The organism is Neisseria arctica (assembly GCF_022870905.1).
GTDB classification, from domain to species: Bacteria; Pseudomonadota; Gammaproteobacteria; order Burkholderiales; family Neisseriaceae; genus Neisseria; species Neisseria arctica.
The window spans coordinates 1,401,081-1,423,776 of the sequence record NZ_CP091510.1 but is presented as its reverse complement, the minus strand read 5'-3'; the positions used below and the strand labels follow the sequence as shown (position 1 = coordinate 1,423,776).

Annotated in this window: 26 protein-coding genes and 2 tRNA genes; 15 read left to right on the top strand and 13 right to left on the bottom strand. The window is 46.2% G+C overall.

The features are described from left to right. Positions 1-224 precede the first annotated feature (224 nt). Complete coding sequence (locus LVJ86_RS06550) at positions 225-521, top strand: H-NS histone family protein (protein WP_047760256.1); 297 nt, start codon at positions 225-227, stop codon at positions 519-521. 284 nt (positions 522-805) lie between these two features. Here LVJ86_RS06550 and tadA read toward each other — a convergent pair whose 3' ends face one another. The 7 genes from tadA to LVJ86_RS06515 all read right to left on the bottom strand — a co-directional run bounded on the left by tadA (position 806) and on the right by LVJ86_RS06515 (position 5,157). Beyond that, positions 806-1,537, bottom strand: a complete 732-nt coding sequence (gene tadA / locus LVJ86_RS06545) for a tRNA adenosine(34) deaminase TadA (RefSeq protein WP_047760255.1) — start codon at positions 1,535-1,537, stop codon at positions 806-808. A 45-nt stretch (positions 1,538-1,582) separates the two neighbouring features. Further along, on the bottom strand, positions 1,583-2,146 hold the full coding sequence (locus LVJ86_RS06540) for an RBBP9/YdeN family alpha/beta hydrolase (RefSeq protein ID WP_047760254.1): 564 nt from the start codon (positions 2,144-2,146) through the stop codon (positions 1,583-1,585). Positions 2,147-2,268: 122 nt separating this feature from the next. After that, entirely contained in the window at positions 2,269-3,144 is an 876-nt protein-coding gene (xerD, locus tag LVJ86_RS06535) for a site-specific tyrosine recombinase XerD (RefSeq protein WP_047760253.1), read from the bottom strand. A 37-nt stretch (positions 3,145-3,181) separates the two neighbouring features. Beyond that, complete coding sequence (yciA, locus tag LVJ86_RS06530; RefSeq protein ID WP_047760252.1) at positions 3,182-3,622, bottom strand: acyl-CoA thioester hydrolase YciA; 441 nt, start codon at positions 3,620-3,622, stop codon at positions 3,182-3,184. Continuing rightward, the gene (locus LVJ86_RS06525; RefSeq protein ID WP_047760251.1) at positions 3,619-4,104 is read right to left on the bottom strand and encodes a methylated-DNA--[protein]-cysteine S-methyltransferase; all 486 of its coding nucleotides are present in this window, start codon (positions 4,102-4,104) and stop codon (positions 3,619-3,621) included. The genes yciA and LVJ86_RS06525 overlap by 4 nt, the downstream gene beginning before the upstream one ends. Continuing rightward, the gene (locus tag LVJ86_RS06520) at positions 4,101-4,703 is read right to left on the bottom strand and encodes a GNAT family N-acetyltransferase (RefSeq protein ID WP_047760250.1); all 603 of its coding nucleotides are present in this window, start codon (positions 4,701-4,703) and stop codon (positions 4,101-4,103) included. The genes LVJ86_RS06525 and LVJ86_RS06520 overlap by 4 nt, the downstream gene beginning before the upstream one ends. A 13-nt stretch (positions 4,704-4,716) precedes the next feature. Further along, on the bottom strand, positions 4,717-5,157 hold the full coding sequence (locus tag LVJ86_RS06515) for a peroxiredoxin (protein ID WP_047760249.1): 441 nt from the start codon (positions 5,155-5,157) through the stop codon (positions 4,717-4,719). A gap of 144 nt (positions 5,158-5,301) precedes the next feature. Here LVJ86_RS06515 and LVJ86_RS06510 point away from each other — a divergent pair, with 144 nt between their 5' ends. The 3 genes from LVJ86_RS06510 to LVJ86_RS06500 all read left to right on the top strand — a co-directional run bounded on the left by LVJ86_RS06510 (position 5,302) and on the right by LVJ86_RS06500 (position 8,316). Continuing rightward, positions 5,302-6,576 carry a NupC/NupG family nucleoside CNT transporter gene (locus tag LVJ86_RS06510; RefSeq protein WP_047760248.1) on the top strand — a complete coding sequence of 425 codons (1,275 nt, stop codon included), beginning with the start codon at positions 5,302-5,304 and terminating at the stop codon, positions 6,574-6,576. Between the two features lie 100 nt (positions 6,577-6,676). Beyond that, the gene (hemF, locus tag LVJ86_RS06505; RefSeq protein ID WP_047760247.1) at positions 6,677-7,591 is read left to right on the top strand and encodes an oxygen-dependent coproporphyrinogen oxidase; all 915 of its coding nucleotides are present in this window, start codon (positions 6,677-6,679) and stop codon (positions 7,589-7,591) included. Between the two features lie 113 nt (positions 7,592-7,704). Further along, positions 7,705-8,316: an MlaC/ttg2D family ABC transporter substrate-binding protein gene (locus LVJ86_RS06500; protein WP_047760246.1), complete on the top strand. Its 612-nt coding sequence runs from the start codon at positions 7,705-7,707 to the stop codon at positions 8,314-8,316. A 66-nt stretch (positions 8,317-8,382) separates the two neighbouring features. Here the strand turns inward: LVJ86_RS06500 and mnmC1 are convergent, their stop codons facing one another. From mnmC1 to yaaA, 4 genes are all read right to left on the bottom strand, one after another. Next, positions 8,383-9,969, bottom strand: a complete 1,587-nt coding sequence (gene mnmC1 / locus LVJ86_RS06495) for an FAD-dependent 5-carboxymethylaminomethyl-2-thiouridine(34) oxidoreductase MnmC1 (protein WP_047760245.1) — start codon at positions 9,967-9,969, stop codon at positions 8,383-8,385. 303 nt (positions 9,970-10,272) lie between these two features. Continuing rightward, a tRNA-Ser gene (locus LVJ86_RS06490) sits at positions 10,273-10,363 on the bottom strand. Positions 10,364-10,402: 39 nt separating this feature from the next. Beyond that, a tRNA-Ser gene (locus tag LVJ86_RS06485) sits at positions 10,403-10,493 on the bottom strand. 94 nt (positions 10,494-10,587) lie between these two features. Next, the gene (gene yaaA, locus LVJ86_RS06480) at positions 10,588-11,367 is read right to left on the bottom strand and encodes a peroxide stress protein YaaA (RefSeq protein WP_047760244.1); all 780 of its coding nucleotides are present in this window, start codon (positions 11,365-11,367) and stop codon (positions 10,588-10,590) included. A 161-nt stretch (positions 11,368-11,528) separates the two neighbouring features. Between yaaA and recO the strand changes: the two genes are divergently transcribed. The 10 genes from recO to LVJ86_RS06430 all read left to right on the top strand — a co-directional run bounded on the left by recO (position 11,529) and on the right by LVJ86_RS06430 (position 19,633). Continuing rightward, on the top strand, positions 11,529-12,281 hold the full coding sequence (recO, locus tag LVJ86_RS06475; RefSeq protein WP_047760276.1) for a DNA repair protein RecO: 753 nt from the start codon (positions 11,529-11,531) through the stop codon (positions 12,279-12,281). Positions 12,282-12,359: 78 nt separating this feature from the next. Then, positions 12,360-13,091 (top strand): pyridoxine 5'-phosphate synthase, encoded by a 732-nt coding sequence (pdxJ, locus tag LVJ86_RS06470; protein WP_047760243.1) that lies wholly within the window; start codon positions 12,360-12,362, stop codon positions 13,089-13,091. 96 nt (positions 13,092-13,187) lie between these two features. After that, positions 13,188-13,565 (top strand): holo-ACP synthase, encoded by a 378-nt coding sequence (gene acpS, locus LVJ86_RS06465; RefSeq protein WP_047760242.1) that lies wholly within the window; start codon positions 13,188-13,190, stop codon positions 13,563-13,565. A gap of 35 nt (positions 13,566-13,600) precedes the next feature. Continuing rightward, positions 13,601-14,404, top strand: a complete 804-nt coding sequence (locus LVJ86_RS06460) for an NUDIX domain-containing protein (protein ID WP_047760241.1) — start codon at positions 13,601-13,603, stop codon at positions 14,402-14,404. An 8-nt stretch (positions 14,405-14,412) separates the two neighbouring features. Then, entirely contained in the window at positions 14,413-14,847 is a 435-nt protein-coding gene (locus LVJ86_RS06455) for a hypothetical protein (RefSeq protein ID WP_047760240.1), read from the top strand. A 99-nt stretch (positions 14,848-14,946) separates the two neighbouring features. Next, positions 14,947-15,249, top strand: coding sequence for an accessory factor UbiK family protein (locus LVJ86_RS06450; RefSeq protein ID WP_047760239.1), 303 nt, complete (start codon positions 14,947-14,949; stop codon positions 15,247-15,249). Positions 15,250-15,267: 18 nt separating this feature from the next. After that, the gene (locus LVJ86_RS06445; protein ID WP_047760238.1) at positions 15,268-16,764 is read left to right on the top strand and encodes a YifB family Mg chelatase-like AAA ATPase; all 1,497 of its coding nucleotides are present in this window, start codon (positions 15,268-15,270) and stop codon (positions 16,762-16,764) included. Between the two features lie 98 nt (positions 16,765-16,862). Beyond that, positions 16,863-17,633, top strand: a complete 771-nt coding sequence (locus LVJ86_RS06440; protein ID WP_047760275.1) for an SPOR domain-containing protein — start codon at positions 16,863-16,865, stop codon at positions 17,631-17,633. A 184-nt stretch (positions 17,634-17,817) separates the two neighbouring features. Continuing rightward, positions 17,818-18,525 (top strand): thiol:disulfide interchange protein DsbA/DsbL, encoded by a 708-nt coding sequence (locus LVJ86_RS06435; RefSeq protein WP_047760237.1) that lies wholly within the window; start codon positions 17,818-17,820, stop codon positions 18,523-18,525. A 286-nt stretch (positions 18,526-18,811) separates the two neighbouring features. Beyond that, the gene (locus LVJ86_RS06430) at positions 18,812-19,633 is read left to right on the top strand and encodes an undecaprenyl-diphosphate phosphatase (RefSeq protein ID WP_047760236.1); all 822 of its coding nucleotides are present in this window, start codon (positions 18,812-18,814) and stop codon (positions 19,631-19,633) included. Positions 19,634-19,779: 146 nt separating this feature from the next. On the opposite strand, the gene LVJ86_RS06425 is transcribed toward LVJ86_RS06430, so the two are convergent. Further along, entirely contained in the window at positions 19,780-20,634 is an 855-nt protein-coding gene (locus LVJ86_RS06425; protein WP_235284579.1) for a nuclease-related domain-containing protein, read from the bottom strand. Between the two features lie 26 nt (positions 20,635-20,660). Further along, complete coding sequence (locus LVJ86_RS11060; protein ID WP_268776888.1) at positions 20,661-20,792, bottom strand: hypothetical protein; 132 nt, start codon at positions 20,790-20,792, stop codon at positions 20,661-20,663. A gap of 357 nt (positions 20,793-21,149) precedes the next feature. Between LVJ86_RS11060 and LVJ86_RS06420 the strand changes: the two genes are divergently transcribed. Continuing rightward, positions 21,150-22,490 (top strand): anaerobic C4-dicarboxylate transporter, encoded by a 1,341-nt coding sequence (locus tag LVJ86_RS06420; protein ID WP_047760235.1) that lies wholly within the window; start codon positions 21,150-21,152, stop codon positions 22,488-22,490. The last annotated feature ends 206 nt before the right edge of the window (positions 22,491-22,696 follow it).

Here is a 22,696-nt window from a genome sequence, read left to right as displayed (position 1 = left end):
TTAGGCATAAGCATTTTTTAATTGGTTAAATTATTGGTGTAAATTGTAATGTTTAATTAACAATGATGGCTTTAAGCTTTATTTTTTATAAAATAGCTCTTGCTTATTCAATAAATATATATCCAGCTATTTTTTTTAATGTAGTCATTTAAAAAAATGTTGTATAATTTTTTTTAAATGAATTAAATTTTATCTGACACAACTAAACAAAAGGAATGAATGTAATGGCAACTTATGCTGAACTCCAAGCCCAAATTAAAAAGCTGCAAGAGCAAGCCGATGCTTTGAAAAAAGCTGAGCGTAAAGCAGTAATTGCAGAAATTAAAGAAAAAATAGCAGCTTACGGTCTAACGGCTGAGCAGCTCGGTTTGGCGCCTTCAAAACGCGCTAAGAGAGAAAGCACCGTTATGTATCAAAAGGGTGATCTGACTTGGTCAGGCTCTAGCCGTGGTCGTAAACCGGCTTGGGTGAGTGAGGTGATTGAAGCAGGTGAGGATATTGAGAAATATCGTGTAAATTAAGATTAAATCTTAATTTTGCAGCAGTTGCTGAAACGTACTCAAGCCGTCTGATTGTTATATCTCAATCGGGCGGCTTGATTATTTATTAGACAAATAGAAATCCTGTTAAGAAAATCAGATTATCTTAAAATCAAAAGCATAAAAAGCATCAAAAGTTATCTATAAAATATGCAAAGTAATATAATTACAGTACTTGTTTAATTGTCCTGAAATACTAAATATTGTGAGTAATGGTTGGTATTTCTGTAATCCTACCATCTGATAAATTCTAAATTATTCTAATATTATCGGTAGTTTCTTTTCTTGTTGAAAAATGCTTGTAAGATATTTGTGCAATCTTCGGAGAGAATACCACCCATTACAGAAGTATGTGTATTTAAACGCCTATCTGAAAATAAATCTATGATGCTGCCGGCGGCTCCGGTTTTGGGTTCGGCGGCTCCATAAATGACTCTGCGTACACGAGCTTGAATTAGTGCACTGGCACACATACTGCACGGCTCCAAGGTAACGTAGACATCACAACCATCTAAGCGGTAGTTTTGTAATATTTTTCCTGCTTCTGCCAATGCCTGTATTTCTGCATGGTGGCTGATATTGTGATGACTAATGCAGTTGTTGTGTGCTGCGGAAATAATTTTTCCTTGATGTACGACGAGGGCGCCCACGGGTATTTCTCCTTTGGCTGCGGCCAGTTGTGCTTGGGCAAGCGCTTCATGCATGAAGGCTTCCATTTCACTTTGTAGAGGGAATATATCCACGGGCGGGTGCAGCTGTAAGGCTTTAAGCAAACTTTGTTTCTCTACTTCGTTTAAGGCTTGGGGGACGGTATCTTTAATCAAGGCGGCCAGTTGCCACAGCGTGCTGCGGGTAACACTGAGCCCGCCTGCCTTGAGTAGTAAAAAGGCTTTGACGGCACCACAGCTCTTGAGTTCTGCTTGAGTGGTAATACCGAAAGTTTTGAGAAGCTGTACGGTTTTGGGGGCAAGAGGCGGAGTACTGAGAGGAGTGGTCATGATGTTTGATGCCGTCTGAATCCAAAATATAACAAACTATAATTTTCAGACGGCATCAAACATGGCTTGCAAGGCTTTTAGCGCTTGGGGTAATTCGTTGATGCCGTCGCTTTGCATCAAATGTCCGCCGTTCGGAATCATGCAAACGCTACTGCCGAGTTGCTCTGCCAAATGCAGGCTGTAGGAAGGCGGAATAATCTGATCATTGTCGCTAATGATACTGTGTATCGGAGCAAGGTTGGCGAGTTCGGAAAATTTAATCGAGGCTTGCCCGATATAGCTGTCTAGTTCAGGCAGCGTAGGTATGGTCTTGGCAAAACCCGCTGTCAGTACCAATCCGCCGAAGCGGTTTCGTGCGTGTGTTGAGAGATAGTGTAAAACGGTGATACAGCCCAAACTGTGGGCGACAAAATAATCTTGTGCGGCAGGTGTGCCGATTTGTTCGGCTAGAGTTTGTTGCCATCGGCTGAAATCGGGGTTATTAGAATCGGGTAGGGCTATCGCGGAAACAGGGATATTTTGCTTGTTTAGTTCGCGTTTCAGCCATGGAAACCAATGGCGGTTGGGGGCGGATTGGTAACCGTGGATAATGAATACGCGGCGTGTCATATTACAGTCCTTTGTATCGATATGTACAAGCATTTGTCTGGATATACCGGATGGTTTATTACTTCATTAATGGGCTGGGAGGCAGGTAATTCGAAGAAGTATCGCATTGTATCGGGTTGCTTTCAACTTCTGGGATGGTGCGTGTCGACAAGTTGTTTCAGCCGTTCGTTGGCAACATGGGTATAGATTTGGGTAGTAGTGATGTCGGCATGCCCCAGCAGGAGTTGCACAACCCGTAAATCAGCTCCGTGATTAACCAGATGCGTGGCGAAGGCATGGCGGAGGCTGTGGGGGCTGATGTCTTCAATGCCAGCTGCTTGCGCGTATTGTTTCACAATCATCCAAGCCAATTGCCGGCTGATGCCGGTACGTTTTTGGCTGATAAATAATTCGTCAATCAATCGTCCTTTAGCCAGTTTGGGGCGGGCTTCGGCGATATAACGGCTTATCCAGTGCGACGCCTCTTCCCCTAAAGGAACAATGCGCTGTTTATCACCTTTACCGATGGTGTTGACCAAGCCACGCTGTAAATTTATTTCGCCTGTTTTGAGTTTGACCGCTTCGCTAACGCGTAGGCCGCTGGCATAGATAAGCTCCAATAATGCTTTGTCGCGCAAACCGTGAGGCGTATCGGTATCGGGAGCCGAAAGCAAGGCATCGATTTGGTTTTCCGTAATCAGTTTGGGTAGGGTCTGTGCCTGCTTGGGAGCCTTAAGATGGCGTGTAGGGTTATCGATGCGCTGTTCGGTTTCGGCCAACCAACCGTAAAGGCGTTTACAGGCGGAGAGGGCGCGGGCTTGCGAGCGCGGGTGTTCGTCGGGATGGTAAACGGCTGCTGCCAAATCGGTGCTTTCGGCATTAATCCAAGTTTGGTTTTGTTCGGAAAGCCGCCGTTCGATTTTGACAAGATCGCGGCGATAACTGTCGAGCGTATTTTGGCTTAAACGTTCTTGCAGCCATAAATGTTCCAGCAGGCGTTCAGTGATGTTATCTGTCATGGTAACAATCAAGTTTCAGACGGCCTTATTACATAATCTATATCAGACCAGTAAGTTTGGGGTTATTTTCTTTCGGCACGGGGCGCGGTTTGCCTTGTTCGTCTACGGCAACATAGGTAAAAACGGCATGGGTAACCAGGCGGCGGTCGTCTTCGAACTCTTCGGCCATCAGAGTTTTTACCCATACTTCGAGCTTGATTTGCAAAGAAGTATTGCCTACCCTGATACAACGCCCGTAGCAGCAAACCACATTGCCGACTTTTACGGGGCGCACGAATGTCATTTCTTGAGCTGCCACGGTAACGATGCGCCCCCGTGCGATTTCAGAAGCCAAAATACCACCGCCGATATCCATTTGCGACATAATCCAACCGCCGAAGATGTCTTGGTTCGGATTGGTATCGGCAGGCATGGCAAGCGTACGCAAGAGCAGTTCGCCGTCAGGTTTGTTTGAGGCTGGGTTGGTATCGGGTGTCATTTCTTTACTTTCGCCTTATTTTCGGAGTTGAGAAACACTCCCTCATGTTCCAATAACCATCTTTTGATATCTAGGGCTTGATCCAAGCCGCTGGAAAATCCGCCCAAGCCGTTTGAGGCGACAACACGATGGCAGGGAACGACCAAAGCCAGCGGATTTTTACCGCAGGCACCGCCTACTGCACGAGGATGGCTGCCGATTTTGCGTGCGATATCTTGATACGTCATGACCGTACCGGCGGGGATTTCGGCAATGGCTTGCCAAACTTTTTGCTGAAATACTGTACCGCTGCGGGAAATGGGATGCCCGAAGTTTTTCAGACGGCCTGAAAAATAGTCGTCTAACTTATGCCGCCATTGTTCGGGCAGCGGGTAAGGTGCATCGGCCGGATGGCCGTGCAAGTGCAGTTCCAGTAGTTCGTTTTGCTCGAACACCAGTGTGATATTGCCGAAAGGGGCTTGATAAAGGCAGGCGTATTTCATGCTTCGCGGCCGTCTGAAAAATAATGGATACGTTGCAGTAAAAGCCTTTTGGCTTGAGGCCATTCCTCAGCTTTCATGCTGTAAAACACGGTATCGCGAATGCTGCCGTCGCGCCGTGTTTGCAAGCCGCGGATGATGCCGTCTTTTTTCGCGCCCAACCGTTCGATGGCTTGTTGGGAGCGACTGTTCAGAATATCCGTACGCCAGCCTACCGTTTCGCAGCCTAATGTTTCGAAAGCATGGTTCAACAATAAGTATTTGCAGGTGCTGTTGATGCGGCTTCGCCAATAGCTGCGGGCGTACCACGTATAACCGATTTCTACACGGCGGGCGGCAGGCACGATGTCGTGGTAACTGGTGCTGCCAATAATCTTACCGTTGGTTTCATCAATCACGGCAAAAGCCATGCGGTTGGGCGTAGCCAAAGCTGTTTCGATATAAGCGGCGGTTTGTTCGGGCTCTGGCACAGAGGTAAAAACCAGCTTCCATAGTTCGCCGTCTGCCGCTGCTTCGCGCAATCCGCTTTCATGCGAAAAGCTGAGCGGCTCCAACCGTACGCGGTTGAAAGAAAGCTCTACTGCCTGTACGAAATCACTCATCTCAATATTTACTTTATGACGCGCTAACAGTATCCAAAACTTCCTGTGCATGGCCGGCTACTTTTACTTTGCGCCATTCATGGGCGATATGGCCTTCCTTGTCTAAAACGAAGGTGCTGCGCTCGATACCCAGCGATTCTTTACCATAGAGTTTTTTCAACTTGATGACGTCAAACAGTTTGCAAACGGTTTCGTCTTTATCACTTAACAGTTCGAACCGAAAACCTTGCTTGACACAGAAGTTTTGATGTGATTTCACACCATCTCGCGAGATACCTACAACGGTGTAACCTAGATCTTTAAATTGTTCCAAACGGGCATTGAAGTCCAATCCTTCAGTGGTGCAGCCGGGGGTACTGTCTTTCGGGTAAAAATAAACAATAAGGGGTAGGTGGTCGGCACTATTGAAATCTTCGCCGCTGCTGGAAGGAAGGGTGAAATGGTAAGTTTGCATGATATTTCCGCTACAAAATGGCAAGGTTCTTAATCTTAAGCGCATAAACCCAGCTAGGCAAATGTTAATTTTTATGTGGTAAACGTGAATTTATTTTATAATCGCGCCCGAAACTCGTATTTCTGTTTGTAAAGGATAATCCAGATGGGTGTTTTAAACAGCTTGCTCGGTATGGTGGTGCTGATTGCCATTGCGGTATTGCTTTCCAGCAACCGTAAAGCCATTAATATCCGTACCGTAGCGGGAGCTTTTTTGATCCAGGTCGCTTTGGGTGCTTTGGTGTTGTATGTGCCTTGGGGACGTGAAGGCTTATTGACCGTTTCCGAAGGCGTGAGTAAAGTCATCGCTTACGGTAATGACGGCGTAGGTTTTTTATTCGGTGGCCTGGTTTCGGATAAAATGTTCGAAGTGTTCGGCGGCGGCGGCTTCGTTTTTGCCTTGCGTGTGTTGCCGATGATTGTATTTTTCTCTGCGTTGGTAGCGGTATTGTATTATGTCGGTATCATGCAGGTGGTGATTAAAATTATTGGCGGATTTTTGCAAAAAGTATTGGGCACTTCGCGTGCTGAGTCTATGTCTGCCGCGGCCAATATTTTCGTAGGGCAAACCGAGGCACCTTTGGTAGTGCGCCCGTTTATTAAAACGATGACCCGCTCCGAGCTGTTTGCCGTTATGTGTGGCGGTTTGGCTTCTGTAGCAGGCTCTGTCTTGGGCGGTTACGCGCAAATGGGCGTACCGTTGCCTTATCTGATTGCGGCCTCGTTTATGGCTGCACCCGGTGGCTTGCTGTTTGCCAAACTTTTAATACCCGAAACTGAAAAGGTCCGTACCGATGAAGAGATTGCTGATGACAGTGAAGAAAAACCCGTCAATGTCATTGATGCGGCAGCCGGCGGTGCGGTTACCGGTGCGCAAATTGCGATGGCAGTAGGTGCGTCTCTGTTGGCCTTCGTAGCGTTGATCTCATTAATCAATGGTATGATTGGCGGTGTGGGCAGTTGGTTCGGTTACGAAGGCTTAACCTTGCAGGCGATTTTAGGCTGGTTGTTTGCGCCTTTGGCTTGGGTAGTCGGCGTGCCTTGGCATGAGGCCGGTGTAGCCGGTTCTTTGATCGGTCAGAAAGTGGTGGTAAACGAATTTGTGGCGTATTCCGAATTTGTGAAGTACCTTTCTCCGGAATCTACCGTGCAGTTGAGTGAAACCACCAAAGCGATTATTTCTTTTGCATTGTGCGGTTTCGCTAATTTAGGTTCTATTGCCGTGCTGGTAGGCGGTTTGAGTATTATGGCGCCGAACCGTCGTAAAGATGTCGCGCAACTTGGCTTGAAAGCGGTAATTGCAGGTTCGCTGTCTAATTTAATGAGCGCAGTGATTGCAGGCTTGTTTATCGGCCTTTCTGGTGTGGCGGTATTAGGCTGATCTGATTGTTGCGGACTATTACAGGCCGTCTGAAACTTTTTGGGTTTCAGACGGCCTTTCTTTATAATAAGCGGCTTGTACCGTAAAAAGGAAAACCATCATGTTCCATACCGAAGCCGTATTGGCTGTTTTGAAATCGCTGCAAAATCAGATTTGTGCCGCATTGGAAGCAGAAGACGGAAAGGCAATGTTTGTAGCAGACAGCTGGCAGAGCCGGTTGGGAACGGGCGAGAGCCGCGTATTGAAAAAAGGGCAGGTATTTGAGCAGGCCGGCGTAAATTTTTCTCATGTAAAAGGTAATGCGATGCCGGCTTCTGCTACGGCCCACCGTCCTGAACTTGCGGGAGCTCCGTTTGAAGCAATGGGGGTATCTTTGGTGATTCACCCGAATAATCCGTATGTGCCGACCAGTCATGCTAATGTGCGTTTTTTCATTGCGTATCCTGAAAATAAAGAACCGGTTTGGTGGTTCGGAGGCGGTTTTGACTTAACACCGTTTTATCCTTTTGATGAAGATATTTTACATTGGCATCAAACCGCGCAAGCAGTATGCCGACCATTTGGTGCCGATGTTTACAGTGAGTACAAACAATGGTGTGACGAGTACTTTTATCTGAAGCACCGTAGCGAAACACGCGGCGTGGGCGGTTTGTTTTTTGACGATTTGAACAGCTGGGATTTCGATACCTGTTTGCGTTTTATTAAAGCAGTGGGCAAAGGTTTTATCGATGCGTATGTTCCCATTGTGGCCCGCCGGAAAAATACACCTTATGGAGAGCGGGAGCGGGAGTTTCAACTTTATCGCCGCGGGCGTTATGTTGAGTTTAACTTGGTGTGGGATAGGGGTACCTTATTCGGTTTGCAAAGCGGCGGGCGTACGGAAAGCATTTTGATGTCGATGCCGCCGCAAGTGCGTTTCGAATATTGTTACGAACCCGAGGCAGGTAGTCCGGAAGCTCGGCTGAACGATTATTTGCGTCCGCGTGATTGGTTGGCAGAACTGAGCGGCCAGTAACATTTTTTACTGCTAATTTGCAAGTTGTTAAAGGCAGATAACGGTAATATTGTGTTTAATAAATACTGTATTTTTAATCAGGCGGCCTCTGCCGTTTGCAATGGAGAAATAAAATGAATCGATGGTTCAATGTATTGATGGTTGCTCCGGTGGCTGTGGTTGCGCCGTTTTCCGTAGCGGCACCTGCCACCCAACATCCTGCGCAAGTGCAGTTCAAGCAAAATATGGATGCGGTATTGGCAGTGGCGCGTAACAAACAGTTGAATGATGCGCAAAAAATCCAGCGTATCGAGCGCTATGCCGACCAATATCTCGATTATGAGCGTATTGCCGCTTTGGCAGTGGGACTGCCGTGGCGGCAGTTTACTCCGAAACAGAAAACCGATTTTATTGCGGCGTTTAAAAGCATGATGATCGGTATGTATTCGCGTTCGGCCTTAATGGGGGCGGTAGACGCAAATGTGGAGATGTTGCCGAAAGTATTAGATAGCGGTAACAACCGTGCCGAGGTATTTACCGAAATCCGTACGGCACGCGGCAATAAATACGAAGTCGGCTATCGTTTGTATAAAGTGGGTGGTGTTTATAAGATTTATGATATCCGTGTGGATGGATCAAGTATGGTAACGGTGTACCGTAACCAGTTTAATGATCTGATCAAACAAAAGGGTATTGACGGTACCATCGCTACTGTGAATGCCCGTGGTTTGAAAAAGGTTAATTAATCGGCCGTCTGAAAGACGATAGTTTGTGAAACGGAAATACCGTATTGGTATTTCCGTTTTTTATGTTTACGGGTTTTCCTGCTGTTTGATTAATGCGCGGATAGCAGCCCGGTTGGGGTGTAGGGCGGTGCGAAGCCGGGGTGAGAGCGGGTTTGGCAGGTCTAGAATGTCGGCGGCTATTGCTGACGCACACAGAGGCGCGGTTGCCAAGCCTCGGCTGCCGTGTGCCGTATTAATATAGGCACCGGGTAGGTAAGGGCAGGGTGTGTTGATAGGGTAGTTTTTATCGGCAGCCAGTTTTGCATATGCTTGGCGTAGGGCGGCGGTATCGGCAAGTGGCCCAACGATGGGTAAGTGATCGGTGCTGTCGCAGCGCAAGGCGGCATGTCCTTGCGGTTGGGGCAGGCCGTCTGAAAACAGATCGGCAGCTAATGCTGGATTGAGTTCGGCTAATTCTTGCCGATTGGATTGGTTTTCCGACTCGCGCCAGTCGGTTTCTTTATCATGCTGGATAAAAGTGGCCCCGAAGCAATGCAGCCCTTCCCAAGCAGGGCTGATATAGGATGCCCCGGAAAGTGCGCAGCGTAGTTTGGCGGATCCGGAGGTGGTACGGGCTAATGAAGTTTGACCGCGTATCAGTCGGTAAGGCTGGGAGGCAGCATTGATATCGGGTGCATTCGGACTGTGTGCGCCCATGCAGTAAACCACATGGCTGGCGCGGAAAGTTTTTGAGGGTGTTCGGATATGCCAATGTGTGCCGTCATAATCGGTTGAAAGAGCCGGCGCGTTTGTGTGTAGTTCGATTAATGGATGGGAAATCAGCGCATGAACCAAGTGGCGAGGATTGAGCCATACGCCCTGAGGCCAATAGAGGCCGTCTGAAAAAATGTCGATACCTGCAATTACAGTGGCTTCGGTGTCGGTAACGTAGCGGTAAAGGTGGCGATGGTGGCTGTGTTGATCCAGCTGTTGGTTGCGTTTGCTTTCGGTGGCAGAGTAGTTGAGATGCAATACACCATAGCCACCCCAAGCGTTTTGTTCGGGCAATAGTTGCTGTAACAGGCGGTGGGTGTACCCGTAACCGCATAGCAGCAGCTCGGTTTGTTCGGTGTTGTGTGGAGAAATTTTGGCGTAAAGCAGCCCTTGCCGGTTTCCCGATCCGGCAAGGGCTGGGGATGCAGTCTCTAAGACGCTGACGCGGATACCATGCTGTGCTAATTCATAGGCAGTTGCCGCACCTGCAATACCCGCACCTACCACAACGACATGTTCAGCTTGAGGGTGCGTAGAAGGAGGCGCGTACCATGGTTTAGGCTGTTGCGGAGGTTGTTGTGGCGTGATTTCGGTTTGCCACTGTAACGGTGTAGAAAAGTAGTCGGCTAAGTGCGAAGCATGTTCAGACGGCATCAGCCATAAGTGTACGTTTGGCAGAATATGATGCAAGACGTTGGGGCCGTTAAATTGCAAACAGGTAATTTTCGTGGTGAGAATATCGCTTAGTTTTCGCTCTAATGCTCCTGCCCGCTCAGCCGCTTTGAATACGGGTAGAGTTGAGTTAGGAAGACAAACAATCAGATAGAGCGGTACTTCATGAGATTCAATAGCAGCAGCGATTTCTGCGAGTGGTGGCGGGGCGTTCCAAACAAGATTCATAAGTAGTTGGTGATGTTGGTATTGAGGGAGGTTTGTAATGCAGCAGTGTATTACTGCTTCTCATTTAACTTTTATTGGAATTATAGGCCGTCTGAAAGATTGGGGGTATTGGGTTTGAGCTTTCAGAGGGTTTGAGGATGGTAGGTGCAAACAAATAGGTAGTGTGTTTGGATGCCAGGGCCTGTTTAGTCAAGAAGATTAAGGTAGAGGTTTATAGCAGGGATAACGTTTTGGAGAGCGTTTTTCGGCTTGCTGAAGCGGAAAAGAGAAAACCCGCCGTATATTCAGCGGGTTTTCGGTAATTGGCGGAAGCGGTGAGATTCGAACTCACGGAGGGCTATCAACCCTCGACGGTTTTCAAGACCGTTGCATTAAACCGCTCTGCCACGCTTCCGGTTATGCTTTTTTACTGCATAAAAAATTGTTTCAAGATTGGCGGAAGCGGTGAGATTCGAACTCACGGAGGGCTATCAACCCTCGACGGTTTTCAAGACCGTTGCATTAAACCGCTCTGCCACGCTTCCGTTTCTTGAAGACGGGCATACTATCGCAATTTGCCTGTTTTGCCAAGTCTTTTGCTTGTTTTTGTATTTAGTATATTGTTTTTATTGGAATCGTTTATTTTTTATTTTCGGCGCGCAAGAAAACCCATTCGTTTTCAGATGAGGCAGCCTCATTAAATGTATACCCTTCGTAATCGAAATTTTTCAGCGCTTCGGGTGAGGTAATTTGGTGGTCGGCGGCATAGCGGACCATCAGACCGCGTGCTTTTTTTGCGTAGAAGCTGATGATTTTGTATTGGCCGTTTTTTTCATCTTTAAACACGGGCGTAATCAAGCGGGCATTGAGTTTTTTGGTGTCGATTGACTTGAAATATTCTTGCGAGGCTAAATTGACAAGTGTGTCGCTGCCTGATTCGACCAAGGTTTTGTTTAGTAAATCGGTAATCAGACTGCCCCAGAATTCGTATAGGTTTTTACCGCGGGAATTGGCAAATGCGGTGCCCATTTCCAAGCGGTAGGGTTGGATAAGGTCGAGTGGGCGCAATAGGCCGTAAAGACCGGAAAGCAAACGGACATGGTTTTGCAGGTAGTCGATGCCGGTTTCCGGTAAGCTAGCGGCATCTATACCTTCGTATACATCTCCGTTGAACAGATAAACTGCTTGTTTGGCGTTTTCAAGCGTAAAGGGCGTGTGCCATGCGACATTGCGCTCGGCATTGAGTAGGGCGATTTTGTCTGAAACGTGCATGAGTTCAGCCAATTCTTGCGGGGCAAGCAGGCGTAGTTCGGCCATCAGTTTTTCTGCTTCTGACAGTAGCGACGGCTGGGTATGCAGCCGAGTTGGCGCTGCTTCTTTTTCATTAAGGTTTTTAGCGGGTGAGAGAATAAAAAACATAGCGGTTCCAATGTGGTTTTCAGACGGCCTTTAATTTAATGTGCTGCGTATTGTTTGGCAAGATATGCGGTAAATTGATGTATTTTATCGGCTTTAAAATAAACACAACCGCCTGTTATGAGTGCAGTATAATAAGTGCCAATCTAATCTTTAGCGATATTATGGCTGCAGCAAACCACCGTATCAATCATGAACCTGTTTTTCTATTGAGTGCTACGCCGTGGCGTGAGAGCAGTTTGTGGCTGGAGGTCTTCAGCCGTCGTTACGGGCGGGTGGCTTTGTTGGCGAGAAGCGCGCGTAAGCGTCAGAGTGAGCTGCGCGGAGTATTGGTGCCGTTTGTGCCGATGAGTGCTTCTTGGTATGGAACTCAAGAGTTGAAAACCCTACATCGGGCCGAGTGGCTGGGCGGATGGCGGCAGCCGCAGGGTAGGGCTTTGTTCAGCGGCTTGTATGCCAATGAATTGGTATGCCGGTTGACGGCTAGGGAAGATCCCCATCCTTTGTTGTATGATGCGCTTGCCGACTTGATGCGGGCGGTGGCAGAGCAGCCGAATCATGTTGCGGCTTTACGCCGCTTTGAGTGGACTTTGCTGACGGAACTGGGCTTGGCACCGGATTTGCAGAAAGATGAAGACGGTTTGCCGATTAATGCGGAAGAGGTGTATTGGATGCGACCTCAGTCGCCTCCGTTACTGTTTGCCCATGCTTCGGGTTTGGATGCTGCCGAAGCTCCCGGAGTGGCGGCGAAAGGGGCGGTATTGGACGAGTTGCGTTTAGGGGCGTTCACTAGTGGTGAGAATATGTCGCAAGCATTGGGTTTGACGCGGATGTTGTTGGATTTTTATTTACCCGAAGGTATCCGATCACGCATGATTTTGCAGCAAATGCAGAGTTTTTCAGACGGCTTGAAGTGACAGATCCGGCATGATCTTAAATTTTTCTGGTTTTAGATGAGCTTCCGTTGGTTTTCGGTATGGAGAAAGGATAATTTGATGTTGTTAGGTGTAAATATCGATCATGTGGCTACTTTGCGTAATGCACGGGGTACGGCATATCCCAGTCCGCTTGAGGCCGCTCTGATTGCCGAAACCCACGGTGCCGATTTGATTACGCTGCATCTGCGTGAAGACCGCCGCCACATAAAAGACGCAGATGTATTTGTTATTAAAAATGCAATCCGTACCCGTATGAATTTGGAAATGGCACTCACCGATGAAATGTTGGAAAACGCCTTAAACGTGATGCCTCACGATGTTTGCTTGGTACCCGAAAAACGCCAAGAGGTTACAACGGAAGGTGGTTTGGATGTGTTGGGACAAATCGATAAGGTAGCGCGTTTTACCGAAACACTAACCAAAGCCGGTATTCGTGTTTCTTTATTTATTGATGCCGATGAGGCGCAAATTCAGGCAGCCCATGATATCGGAGCACCCGTTATCGAGTTGCATACCGGCGCGTATGCCGACGCACATACGCCGTCTGAAAAAACCGCACAGCTGACAAGAATTGAAAACGGCGCCCATTTCGGAAGTGAATTAGGTTTGGTGGTGAATGCAGGGCACGGACTAACCATTCATAATGTGACGCCGATTGCAAAAATTTTAGCGATTCATGAATTAAATATAGGACACTCTTTGATTGCCCAGGCGGTTTTTCTCGGCTTGCCCGAAGCTATCCGCCAGATGAAGGAAGTCATGTTTAAGGCGCGTGCGCTGCCTTATTGATAAATACACATAATCGGGCGGATAGTTTTTACGGATACGGCTTAACTGTATATTATAGCGGTATGAAGGCCGTCTGAGTTCATTTGGAGAGAATGCATGATATACGGAATCGGTACAGATATTGTTGATGTAAAGCGCATTGAAAAATTGTATAAAAAATATGGGCAAACTTTTGCCGAGCGTATTTTAAGCCAAGTGGAAATGCATGATTGGCCGGGCGTGGCCGAGCCTGTCAAATTATTGGCCAAACGTTTTGCCGCTAAAGAAGCGTTTGCCAAAGCGGTGGGTACAGGTATCCGCGCACCGGTGATTTTTCATAATATCAGTGTCGGGCATGACGAATTAGGTAAACCTGAGTTTATTTGTTCGGGAGAGCTGCAAGCTTGGTTAAAGCAAAAGGGCATTAAGCGAATTCATTTAAGTATGAGCGACGAAGAGGAAGTAGTGATGGCTTTTGCCGTGGCTGAAAAATAATATTGTTTGGGAAAGCTCTTAGATAGAAAGTAAAAATGATTCAAGATTCGCGCCCGTTAATCCGAGTTGTTGCCGGTGTCGTACTCAATCGGGAGGGAGACTATTTACTCAGTTCCCGCCCAGAAGGTAAACCTTATGCAGGTTATTGGGAGTTTGCCGGAGGGAAAGTTGAGCCGTCTGAAAGCGAATTAGATGCCCTCAAGCGTGAGTTCGAGGAAGAATTGGGTATCCATATCCACCATGCTACGCCGTGGCTGACTAAAATCCACGCTTACGAGCATGCTCATGTACACTTGCGCTTTTTCCGCATACGGCCCGACGAATGGTCGGGCGAGCCTCTGGCACGCGAAGGGCAAAAGTGGTCGTGGCAGAAAGCCGGTGATTTCAGTGTATCTCCCATGCTGCCGGCCAACGGCCCCTTATTGGCGGCACTGTCTGTGCCTTGGCATTTACAGGGTAATACGCGTAACGGTTTTTACGGGCAAAACAGTATGGGTGAATACCGTGTCGTCCCTTTTGAGGCGGCAGAGGCGGAGCATGCCAATATATTGATTAGCGAGCCTTTATTACAGAAACGCGGCACTTTGCCTGCGGCCCGAAGTGTATGGGTGTTGGTAGAAAACCAGCAGCAGTGGCACAGAGTACAGGATGCTGATGTTATTGTTTGGCGTGTGACTGATGATGAAGCGGCTCAGGCAGTAGATAAAGTATTGGCGGCGGGTGTTTCCCAGCCTTTGGTGGTTTATGCAGTACCGTATATAGCCGCACGGTATGCAGCACAATGGCTGGCAGCGGGAGCGCATGCTGTCGTAGAAAATCAAGAAACCGAATTAGCATGAGGATGCGAATGCAAGGCCGGAAACAAAAAATATGGATTGCTTGCCTATTGCTGGTGTTTGCCGTAGTTAAAATAGTGGCATTGCTATGGTGGAAAAACCAACAGCCTGCTATTGAACGGCTTACCGAAGCACAATGTAATGTAAGCCGCGGCTGTATACTCCCCAATGGCGTGAAAGTTAAATTCAGTGATGAAATTCAGGCCAAAGGGCCGTTTGATATTGTTTTACAAAATGTTCCGCAGGAGGTTGCAGAAGTATTTGTCAGCTTTTCGATGAGCGGTATGGATATGGGATTTAACCGCTATAAATTGGTCCACCAAGGTAGCGGTACTTGGAAGGCTGAGCAGGTACGCCTGCCCGTGTGTGTGCAAAACCGTTATGATTACTTGGCCGATATTCATATTGGCAAACAAGTGTTTCAGGCGGCCTTTACCGCCCGATAAAGAATTGGATTGTATCACTCTGCGGGTTTTCATACGGCATGAATCGCTATACAATGCTGTCAACATCAAACATCTTATCTGAACATAAGGAGCCGAATCATGATTGGTAAGAAAATTTTTGAAGAAGTATCAGCTAAATTAAGCGAAACCATTGCCAATAGCCCGGCTAAAGATGTTGAAAAAAACGTAAAAGCCATGTTGGGCAGCGCGTTTAACCGTATGGATTTAGTAACCCGCGAAGAATTTGATATCCAACAGCAAGTGCTTATCAAAACCCGCACCAAGCTGGCCGAGCTTGAAGCACGTTTGGCCAAACTGGAAGGCGGAAGTGAAGAAACGGATGTTCAGCCTGAAGTACAAGATGCGGATGCGGTGGAAACTGTTCCGGAGCAAAAAGACTAACAGGCCGTCTGAAGGATTATGTCTTTAGCCGTAATCTACAGCCGCGCTCTTAGCGGAATGCAGGCACCGTTGGTAGAAGTGGAAGCACACTTAGCCAACGGGTTGCCTGCATTTAATATTGTCGGCCTACCGGATACCGAAGTAAAGGAAAGCCGTGACCGCGTGCGTGCTGCTATCTTACAAAGCGGCTTTGATTTTCCCGCCAAAAAAATTACCGTCAATTTAGCTCCCGCGGATTTGCCTAAAGAATCGGGGCGTTTCGATTTGCCGATTGCATTGGGTATTTTGGCTGCTTCGGGGCAGATTGTGGCAGACCGATTGGACAAATATGAATTTGCCGGTGAATTGGCCTTGTCGGGTGTTTTACGCCCTGTGCGCGGTGCATTGGCCATGGCTTGGCAGGGTATGCAGGCTGGGCGTGCATTCGTATTGCCGCAGGAAAATGCTACCCAAGCCGCGGTTATGAGGGAAATAACGGTATTCGGAGCCGGCAGTTTGGCAGAAGTGGCGGCTCATTTGAACGGAATAGCACCTTTGCAGCAAAATGTGCCGGTAATAAAGGAGATGCCGTCTGAAGCTTTGGCATTACCTGATTTACAAGACGTAAAAGGCCAATACACTGCCCGTTTGGCCTTGGAAATTGCTGCGGCCGGTGGGCATAGTTTATTGATGGTAGGGCCGCCGGGAACCGGTAAATCTATGCTGGCCCAGCGCTTACCGGGTATTTTACCCCCGTTGACGGAAGAAGAACTGATTTCCGTATGGGCATTACGTTCTCTGTTACCGCAATATAATCAAGACCTAAGCCGCAACCGCCCGTTTAGATCGCCACACCATACATCTAGCGCCCCGGCTTTGGTTGGCGGTGGCTCTGATCCCCGCCCGGGTGAGATTTCTTTGGCACATAACGGCGTGTTGTTTTTAGATGAACTGCCTGAGTTTGACCGTAAAGTTTTAGAAGTTTTACGCGAACCGCTAGAAAGCGGAGAAATCCATATTTCCCGCGCTGCCCGTCAGGCTGTGTATCCGGCCAATTTCCAATTGGTGGCAGCTATGAATCCTTGCCCTTGCGGCTATCTCGGTCACCCGGCCAAACCTTGCCGTTGTACCCCCGACAGTATTGCACGTTACCGAGGTAAAATTTCCGGGCCGCTGCTTGACCGTATTGATTTAACTATTGAAGTGCCAGCTTTATCTGCTGCCGAATTAAGTGGTCATGAAGCCGGGGAATCCAGCACAGTGGTGCTGGCTAGAGTAGAGAAAGCTCGTTGCAGACAGTATGAGCGTCAGGGGAAAATTAATGCCCGCTTGAGTGTTACGGAATTGGATAGTATTGCGGCAGTCAATGAAGAGGCTAAAAAAACATTGGGTGAACTGTTGGAAAAATTATCACTTTCTGCCCGAAGTTATCATCGTATCCTGAGGGTGGCACGAACCTTGGCCGATTTAGCCGGTGATGAACAAGTATTGCGTTCGCATGTGTTACGGGCAGTAAGTTTCCGTAGAGCTTTGTAAGGGTACTCTGCAGCCGTACGGATAATTTGTTAGAATAGATTTTTATGAGCAGCCGTCTGAAAGTGGCTGGCTGGAATTATTTCATTTTAAGGTATTTTATGAGTGCAAAAAAACAATACGGTAAGGGCCTTTCCGGCTTTATGTTGGGCTTATTACTGGCCACGGTGGTGATTGCCGGTATTTTGTTTTTTCTGAATCAGAGCAATAAAAAAACATTCAAAGAGCCGGAGCGTCCGGCCGCACCGCCGGTGCCGGAGGTATTAACCCCGAAAGACGCGCCGGCTTCTATTCCCGAGTTACCTGCGAGCGGAGGATGGTCAGCTAGCGAACCCGAAGAGGATGTATTGGGGCAATTTATCGAAGAGCAAGCCGCGTCCGACACTACCGACATAACTAAACAAGAAGATAAGCCGATAGCTGTGTCTCCGTCTAAACCTACCGGAACTACTAAACCTAAAACCGAAAAAACGGTAAGGGATACGGTAAAAGCGGAGCCTAAAAAGCAAGCTGAAAAAGTAGAGAAAAAAGCAGAAACCAAACCGACGCCTGAGCAAATTTTAAACAGTGGCAGTATTGAAAAGGCACGCAAAGATGCTCAGGCTCAGGTTAAAAAACCGAGTGCAGATCAATCAGGTACAGGTAATCGTGTGATTGTGCAGATGGGCTCTTTTAACAACCAAGCTGCGGCCGAGGCGCAACGTGCGAAGCTGGCAATGATGGGTGTTAGTGCAAGTATTGTCCAAGGTACGGTTAACGGCAAAACTGTTTATCGTGTACAGAGCGGCCGTTTGAGCCAAGCCGAGGCAGCAAGGGTACAGAATACGTTACGTCAAAACGGTGTCGATAGTTTTTCTCGTACCGCTAAATAAAATATCAAGAGGGTTGATCATTGATAGTCGTACCAATATTGATCAAATCATAATGACTTTTCAGGCGGCCTTGTATTTAATTTTTTGAAGTAATAAAAGCAGTAATATATTTTGGTTGATGGGATAAAATCCTATATTTTAGTGATATACGCCTGTTTCAACCGCATGATGATAAGGATGAAAAATGAAGTTTAAATCTGCTATTTTGGCTGCCGTATTGGCTGCCGTATTGGCTGCCGGTTTTGCTGCCCAAGCCGGAGCGGCACCGGTAGAAGGCAAAGATTATACCGTTTTGCCAAAGCCTATTCCTCAGGAGCAGGCGAATAAAATCGAGGTACTTGAATTTTTCGGGTACTTTTGTGTGCATTGTTATCATCTTGACCCTGTTTTACTGAAGCATGCGCGTAATTTTCCGTCAGATACCTACTTGCGAACACAGCATGTTGTTTGGCAACCTGAAATGCTCGGATTGGCTCGTGTGGCTGCAGCCGTTAACCAATCCGGTCTGAAATATCAGGCTAATCCGGCAGTCTTTGAAGCCGTATATAACCAAAAACTCAAATTGGAAGATCCGGCCACTTTCAAAGCATGGGCTGCCCAACAGAAAAGTTTTGACGGACAAAAACTGATTGCTGCATACGATTCGTTTGGCAATCAGGCCCAAGCCAAAAAAATGGAAGAAATGACTAATACTTATCAAATCAGCGGCACGCCTACTGTTGTGGTTGGCGGTAAGTATCAAGTGCAGTTTAGCGGAGATTGGAATGCCGGCATGGCCGTTATTGATGCTTTGGTTGATAAGGTGCGTAACGAGCGCGGCATGAAGGCACCGGCTGCAAAACCTTCACTGAAAAGTAAAGGTGCTGCATTGGCTAAAATAGCAAATCATTAATACAGGTATTGGTTACAGGCAGCCTATAGACAGGCTGCCTGAAATTTTTCATGCCCGGTTGGGTATTGCTTAACTATTTCTTTGTTATGGAAAACTACTTTTTCAGATTCTGATAAGGTTAGATGCCGTCTGAAAATATATATTGATATAAAACAGATATATACCGAATGCTTATGGATTTATAGTTTGCATATGAAACTGAAATAATGTATTTGGGATCATACATAGAGAATTGTTTATGGCATGGTATTTTAGAGGCAGATTCTTATATTAATTGAAAGAATTTATGGATATTTTATTGTTATTTAAGGCATTAATACTAGGTATCGTTGAAGGTCTTACGGAATTTCTGCCGATTTCCAGTACAGGACATTTGATTGTATTCGGTAGTTTGTTAGATTTTCACAGCAATGGAAAAGTATTCGAAATTGCAATCCAGCTCGGGGCCGTTTTGGCTGTTATTTTCGAATACCGCCAGCGTTTTACCCATGTTCTTACCAATATCGGGCGCGACAATAAAGTAAACCGTTTTGTTTTAAATCTGATTGTGGCATTTATTCCGGCTGCCGTAGTCGGCTTTTTGTTCAGCAAACAAATTAAAGAAGTGCTGTTTAACCCAATTAGCGTGGCAACGATGTTGGTATTAGGGGGCTTGGTTATTCTTTGGGTGGAAAAGCGTGCGGTTAAACAGACTGCGAAAGTAACCAGCGTAGATGATATGCGTGTGCGTGATGCTTTGGTGGTCGGATTAGCCCAGATTTTAGCCTTGGTACCTGGGACTTCACGTTCCGGCAGTACGATTATGGGGGGCATGATCTGGGGTTTGGAACGTAAAGTGGCAACGGAATTTTCTTTCTTTTTAGCAGTGCCTGTGATGATTGCTGCTACAGTTTATGATGTATTGAAGCATTACAAACTTTTCAGTGCGCAAGATATCGGTTTGATTTCGGTCGGTTTTGTAGCTGCATTTGTTTCCGGTTTGCTGGCTGTAAAAGCGCTTTTGAAATTCTTGGCAACGAAAAACTATGTACCGTTTGCTTATTACCGTATTATTTTCGGCGGCTTGATTCTGCTGACTTGGGCCATGGGTTGGGTAAATTGGAATTAAAATAATTTTATTTGGAATTAAAAATATGCCGTCTGAAACTAATTTTCAGACGGCGTATTTTTAATTTGGCAAAAAAATTTGATGTTATTTACAAGGTAAGGCTGATATCCGGTTTACTATTAATAATAGGTGGCAGAATCATTGTTTTATTGCATATTTTTTTGGCATTGAAAACAGTAAACTTTACCGTTAAAGCGTTTGGTATTATTCCAGCAAAATTTGGCAATATTTGGTGTTACCGTTTTTCTGCATGATGCGCAAAACAGGCGGGTAGGGCGGCGTGAGGACTCCTCTGAAGATTTAGATTCTTCTTTTTTGCTTGCTTCTTCGGTTACCTGTGTTTCAGGTATAGCCTGTAAAACAGGAGGTGGAGCAGATGGTTCAACAGTATTTATAGTTTGAGCTTCTGTAGAAATGTCATCGATGCCGAATCGAGCTTTCCAATCTATCGTTAGAGGTTGGTGTAAAGCTGCTAAAGCTTCGGCGAAAGCTTGTAAACTATCGCTGGAAATCAATTTTGCTATGGATGACGTTACACTAAAGATATTTTCTTTGGCTATGTCTTGTTCTATTTTTTTCACTACCTGTTCATTTTTAATAATTCTGTCTAATCCGGGAATATTTTTGTGATTTTTAGGGCGTGAAATTCTGGCAGAGTTGGCAACTAAAATTAAGCTGAATAATTTGGGTTTGATTTTTAATCCCAATCGTGCTGGTAAAATGGTTTCATCCGCATCAAAAAAACGCTGTAATAATGTGATATGACGGTTATTCTGCTCAATAGGAGATGGAATGCCATAAGCGCGCCCTTGGTAAAAGGCAGAGAATTCCCCATGTTCGTTAATAGAAATTCCTTCGTGAAAGCGTTTGCTTTCACATACATATACTTCAAGAAACCGATTGATAAGTAAATGATTGATTTGTGCGGTATGGCCGTTGTGTTCTAGCCGAAGATCGTGAATAACCATCCAGCGGGGGGAGTTTCCGTAATGGAAATCGATTTGGTATGAAGCTTCTTCTTCTCCCTTTAAACCGGATTGAATATTTCGGATTTCCCGCTTGATTTAGTTTTGGTTTCTTGATTAATATGTGGTAATGCCAAAAGCTGGTTGAGCACTTCTAAGTCATTGCTTCGGCCTTCTGCATGTTTGATAATCATAGATAGCCTATATATTTTTATAAAGTAATACTTTCAAAGTAGTAATTATACTTAATATCGTTATTGTGGTTAAATTTATTAAAGCCGTCTGAAAAAGTATTTTTAGACGGCTTTTGCTTTTTTGTAATGTTTTTTTATGTATGAATTTTTTTATTTCAAAAAATTTAATTTAATTACATTTATTTTGTGATGATTTTCATATTCATTTTTCATTGTTGAATTATTTTATTGATTAAAGTTAAATATTTTCCAATTTAGCACGCTGCGGAATGTATTTTAATTAAAAACCATTTAAGATTTCATGAAATTATGTTACAAATAATCCTTATTTGATTTGGTTAACGATTCGGGTGAATCATGGATTTTTCTGTATGTTTACAGCTGGCAGTATTGCTGGCGGCAATCTTTTTAGGTGTTAGGCTGGGGGGCTTGGCGATCGGTTATACCGGCGGTTTAGGCGTAGCTGTATTGGCTTTGGCTTTGGGAATGGAGCCGGGTAAGGTTCCGTATGATGTAATTTTAATTATTATGTCGGTTATTTCAGCAATCGCCGCCTTGCAGCTTGCAGGAGGGCTGGATTACTTGGTACGTTCGGCAGAGCGCATTTTACGTAAGAATCCCAAAAATATTAATTTCTTAGCGCCTACGGTTACTTATTTTCTGACTATTCTGGCCGGTACGGGGCACACGGCTTTTTCAATGATGCCCGTTATAGTGGAAGTGGCCAAAGGAGAAAATATCCGCCCCTGTGCGCCTTTGAGTATTGCTGTCGTAGCCTCTCAGATTGCGATTACGGCTTCGCCTGTAAGTGCCGCCGTGGTTTTTATGAGCGGTGTACTTGAACCGTTGGGAGTAAGTTATCCCAAGCTGTTATTGATATGGCTGGTAACGACTTATGCAGCCTGTATGTTGGTGGCATTGCTGATTAATTTGTTCGGCAATCTAGATTTGTCTCAGAGTAAGGCTTATCAGCAGCGTTTGGCTGCCGGTTTGATTCAGGAAAATAATATACCGGGGGAGCGATTGCCATTACCGGCAGGCGCCCGCAAATCCGTGTGGATCTTTTTCGGTGGCGTAGTTGCCGTGGTTATGTATGCTTGTGCTATTTCTCCTGCGGTGGGTTTGATAGAAAAACCGGTGCTGCCGCGTGACGGAGCGATTATCAGCTTTATGATGATTATTGCAACATTGGTTGTGATGAGCTGTAAATTGGATACGGGCAAACTGCTGGAGATGAGTACATTTAAATCGGGGATGGCAGCCTGTATCTGTGTTTTGGGGGTGGCATGGTTAGGTGATACTTTCGTGAGCGGCCATTTGGATGCTGTTAAAGAAACGGCCTCGGAGCTTGTGGGCAGCTATCCGTGGCTGTTGGCTGTGGCTTTGTTTTTTGCCAGTATGCTCTTGTACTCACAGGCCGCAACCGCTAAGGCAATTATACCGGCGGTTATTTTGGCTTTGGGCATTACGCCTGAAAACAATGGACAGGTTTATATTTTAGTTGCCAGTTTTGCCGCCGTATCGGCTCTGTTTGTTTTGCCTACTTATCCGACATTGCTTGGGGCAGTGCAGATGGATGATACCGGCAGTACACGTATCGGGCGGTTTGTATTCAACCATTCGTTTTTGATTCCAGGCATTTTAGCCATTGTTTTTGCCGTTGCGCTAGGCTTTTTGCTGGCACCTTTGGTGTTGTAATCAATACGATTACTATTAAAAGGCCGTCTGAAAATGGTTGGTTTGATTCTTTTCAGACGGTCTTTGCGGTTTTTATTTCCAAGCAATATAGTTTTGGGCTGTTTATGAGCTGCCATATTTGGGAAAATGGCGTACTTCGGAAATTTCTTATTTGCTAATGATCATGCTACGAAAATATCTTTCTGTGCAGGTCGAAGTATTAGGAT

What these genes read in the sequence shown, in the direction of transcription:
- LVJ86_RS06440 (WP_047760275.1), top strand. Translation starts at nt 16,863, where the DNA reads ATGAGTGCAAAAAAACAATACGGTAAGGGCCTTTCCGGCTTTATGTTG.
- LVJ86_RS06515 (WP_047760249.1), bottom strand. Translation starts at nt 5,157, where the DNA reads ATGCAAACTTACCATTTCACCCTTCCTTCCAGCAGCGGCGAAGATTTC.
- LVJ86_RS06435 (WP_047760237.1), top strand. Translation starts at nt 17,818, where the DNA reads ATGAAGTTTAAATCTGCTATTTTGGCTGCCGTATTGGCTGCCGTATTG.
- LVJ86_RS06450 (WP_047760239.1), top strand. Translation starts at nt 14,947, where the DNA reads ATGATTGGTAAGAAAATTTTTGAAGAAGTATCAGCTAAATTAAGCGAA.
- LVJ86_RS06455 (WP_047760240.1), top strand. Translation starts at nt 14,413, where the DNA reads ATGCAAGGCCGGAAACAAAAAATATGGATTGCTTGCCTATTGCTGGTG.
- mnmC1 (WP_047760245.1), bottom strand. Translation starts at nt 9,969, where the DNA reads ATGAATCTTGTTTGGAACGCCCCGCCACCACTCGCAGAAATCGCTGCT.
- hemF (WP_047760247.1), top strand. Translation starts at nt 6,677, where the DNA reads ATGTTCCATACCGAAGCCGTATTGGCTGTTTTGAAATCGCTGCAAAAT.
- pdxJ (WP_047760243.1), top strand. Translation starts at nt 12,360, where the DNA reads ATGTTGTTAGGTGTAAATATCGATCATGTGGCTACTTTGCGTAATGCA.
- LVJ86_RS11060 (WP_268776888.1), bottom strand. Translation starts at nt 20,792, where the DNA reads ATGATTATCAAACATGCAGAAGGCCGAAGCAATGACTTAGAAGTGCTC.
- xerD (WP_047760253.1), bottom strand. Translation starts at nt 3,144, where the DNA reads ATGACAGATAACATCACTGAACGCCTGCTGGAACATTTATGGCTGCAA.
- LVJ86_RS06510 (WP_047760248.1), top strand. Translation starts at nt 5,302, where the DNA reads ATGGGTGTTTTAAACAGCTTGCTCGGTATGGTGGTGCTGATTGCCATT.
- LVJ86_RS06525 (WP_047760251.1), bottom strand. Translation starts at nt 4,104, where the DNA reads ATGAAATACGCCTGCCTTTATCAAGCCCCTTTCGGCAATATCACACTG.
- yaaA (WP_047760244.1), bottom strand. Translation starts at nt 11,367, where the DNA reads ATGTTTTTTATTCTCTCACCCGCTAAAAACCTTAATGAAAAAGAAGCA.
- LVJ86_RS06445 (WP_047760238.1), top strand. Translation starts at nt 15,268, where the DNA reads ATGTCTTTAGCCGTAATCTACAGCCGCGCTCTTAGCGGAATGCAGGCA.
- recO (WP_047760276.1), top strand. Translation starts at nt 11,529, where the DNA reads ATGGCTGCAGCAAACCACCGTATCAATCATGAACCTGTTTTTCTATTG.
- LVJ86_RS06460 (WP_047760241.1), top strand. Translation starts at nt 13,601, where the DNA reads ATGATTCAAGATTCGCGCCCGTTAATCCGAGTTGTTGCCGGTGTCGTA.
- acpS (WP_047760242.1), top strand. Translation starts at nt 13,188, where the DNA reads ATGATATACGGAATCGGTACAGATATTGTTGATGTAAAGCGCATTGAA.
- LVJ86_RS06430 (WP_047760236.1), top strand. Translation starts at nt 18,812, where the DNA reads ATGGATATTTTATTGTTATTTAAGGCATTAATACTAGGTATCGTTGAA.
- tadA (WP_047760255.1), bottom strand. Translation starts at nt 1,537, where the DNA reads ATGACCACTCCTCTCAGTACTCCGCCTCTTGCCCCCAAAACCGTACAG.
- LVJ86_RS06550 (WP_047760256.1), top strand. Translation starts at nt 225, where the DNA reads ATGGCAACTTATGCTGAACTCCAAGCCCAAATTAAAAAGCTGCAAGAG.
- LVJ86_RS06540 (WP_047760254.1), bottom strand. Translation starts at nt 2,146, where the DNA reads ATGACACGCCGCGTATTCATTATCCACGGTTACCAATCCGCCCCCAAC.
- LVJ86_RS06500 (WP_047760246.1), top strand. Translation starts at nt 7,705, where the DNA reads ATGAATCGATGGTTCAATGTATTGATGGTTGCTCCGGTGGCTGTGGTT.
- LVJ86_RS06420 (WP_047760235.1), top strand. Translation starts at nt 21,150, where the DNA reads ATGGATTTTTCTGTATGTTTACAGCTGGCAGTATTGCTGGCGGCAATC.
- LVJ86_RS06520 (WP_047760250.1), bottom strand. Translation starts at nt 4,703, where the DNA reads ATGAGTGATTTCGTACAGGCAGTAGAGCTTTCTTTCAACCGCGTACGG.
- yciA (WP_047760252.1), bottom strand. Translation starts at nt 3,622, where the DNA reads ATGACACCCGATACCAACCCAGCCTCAAACAAACCTGACGGCGAACTG.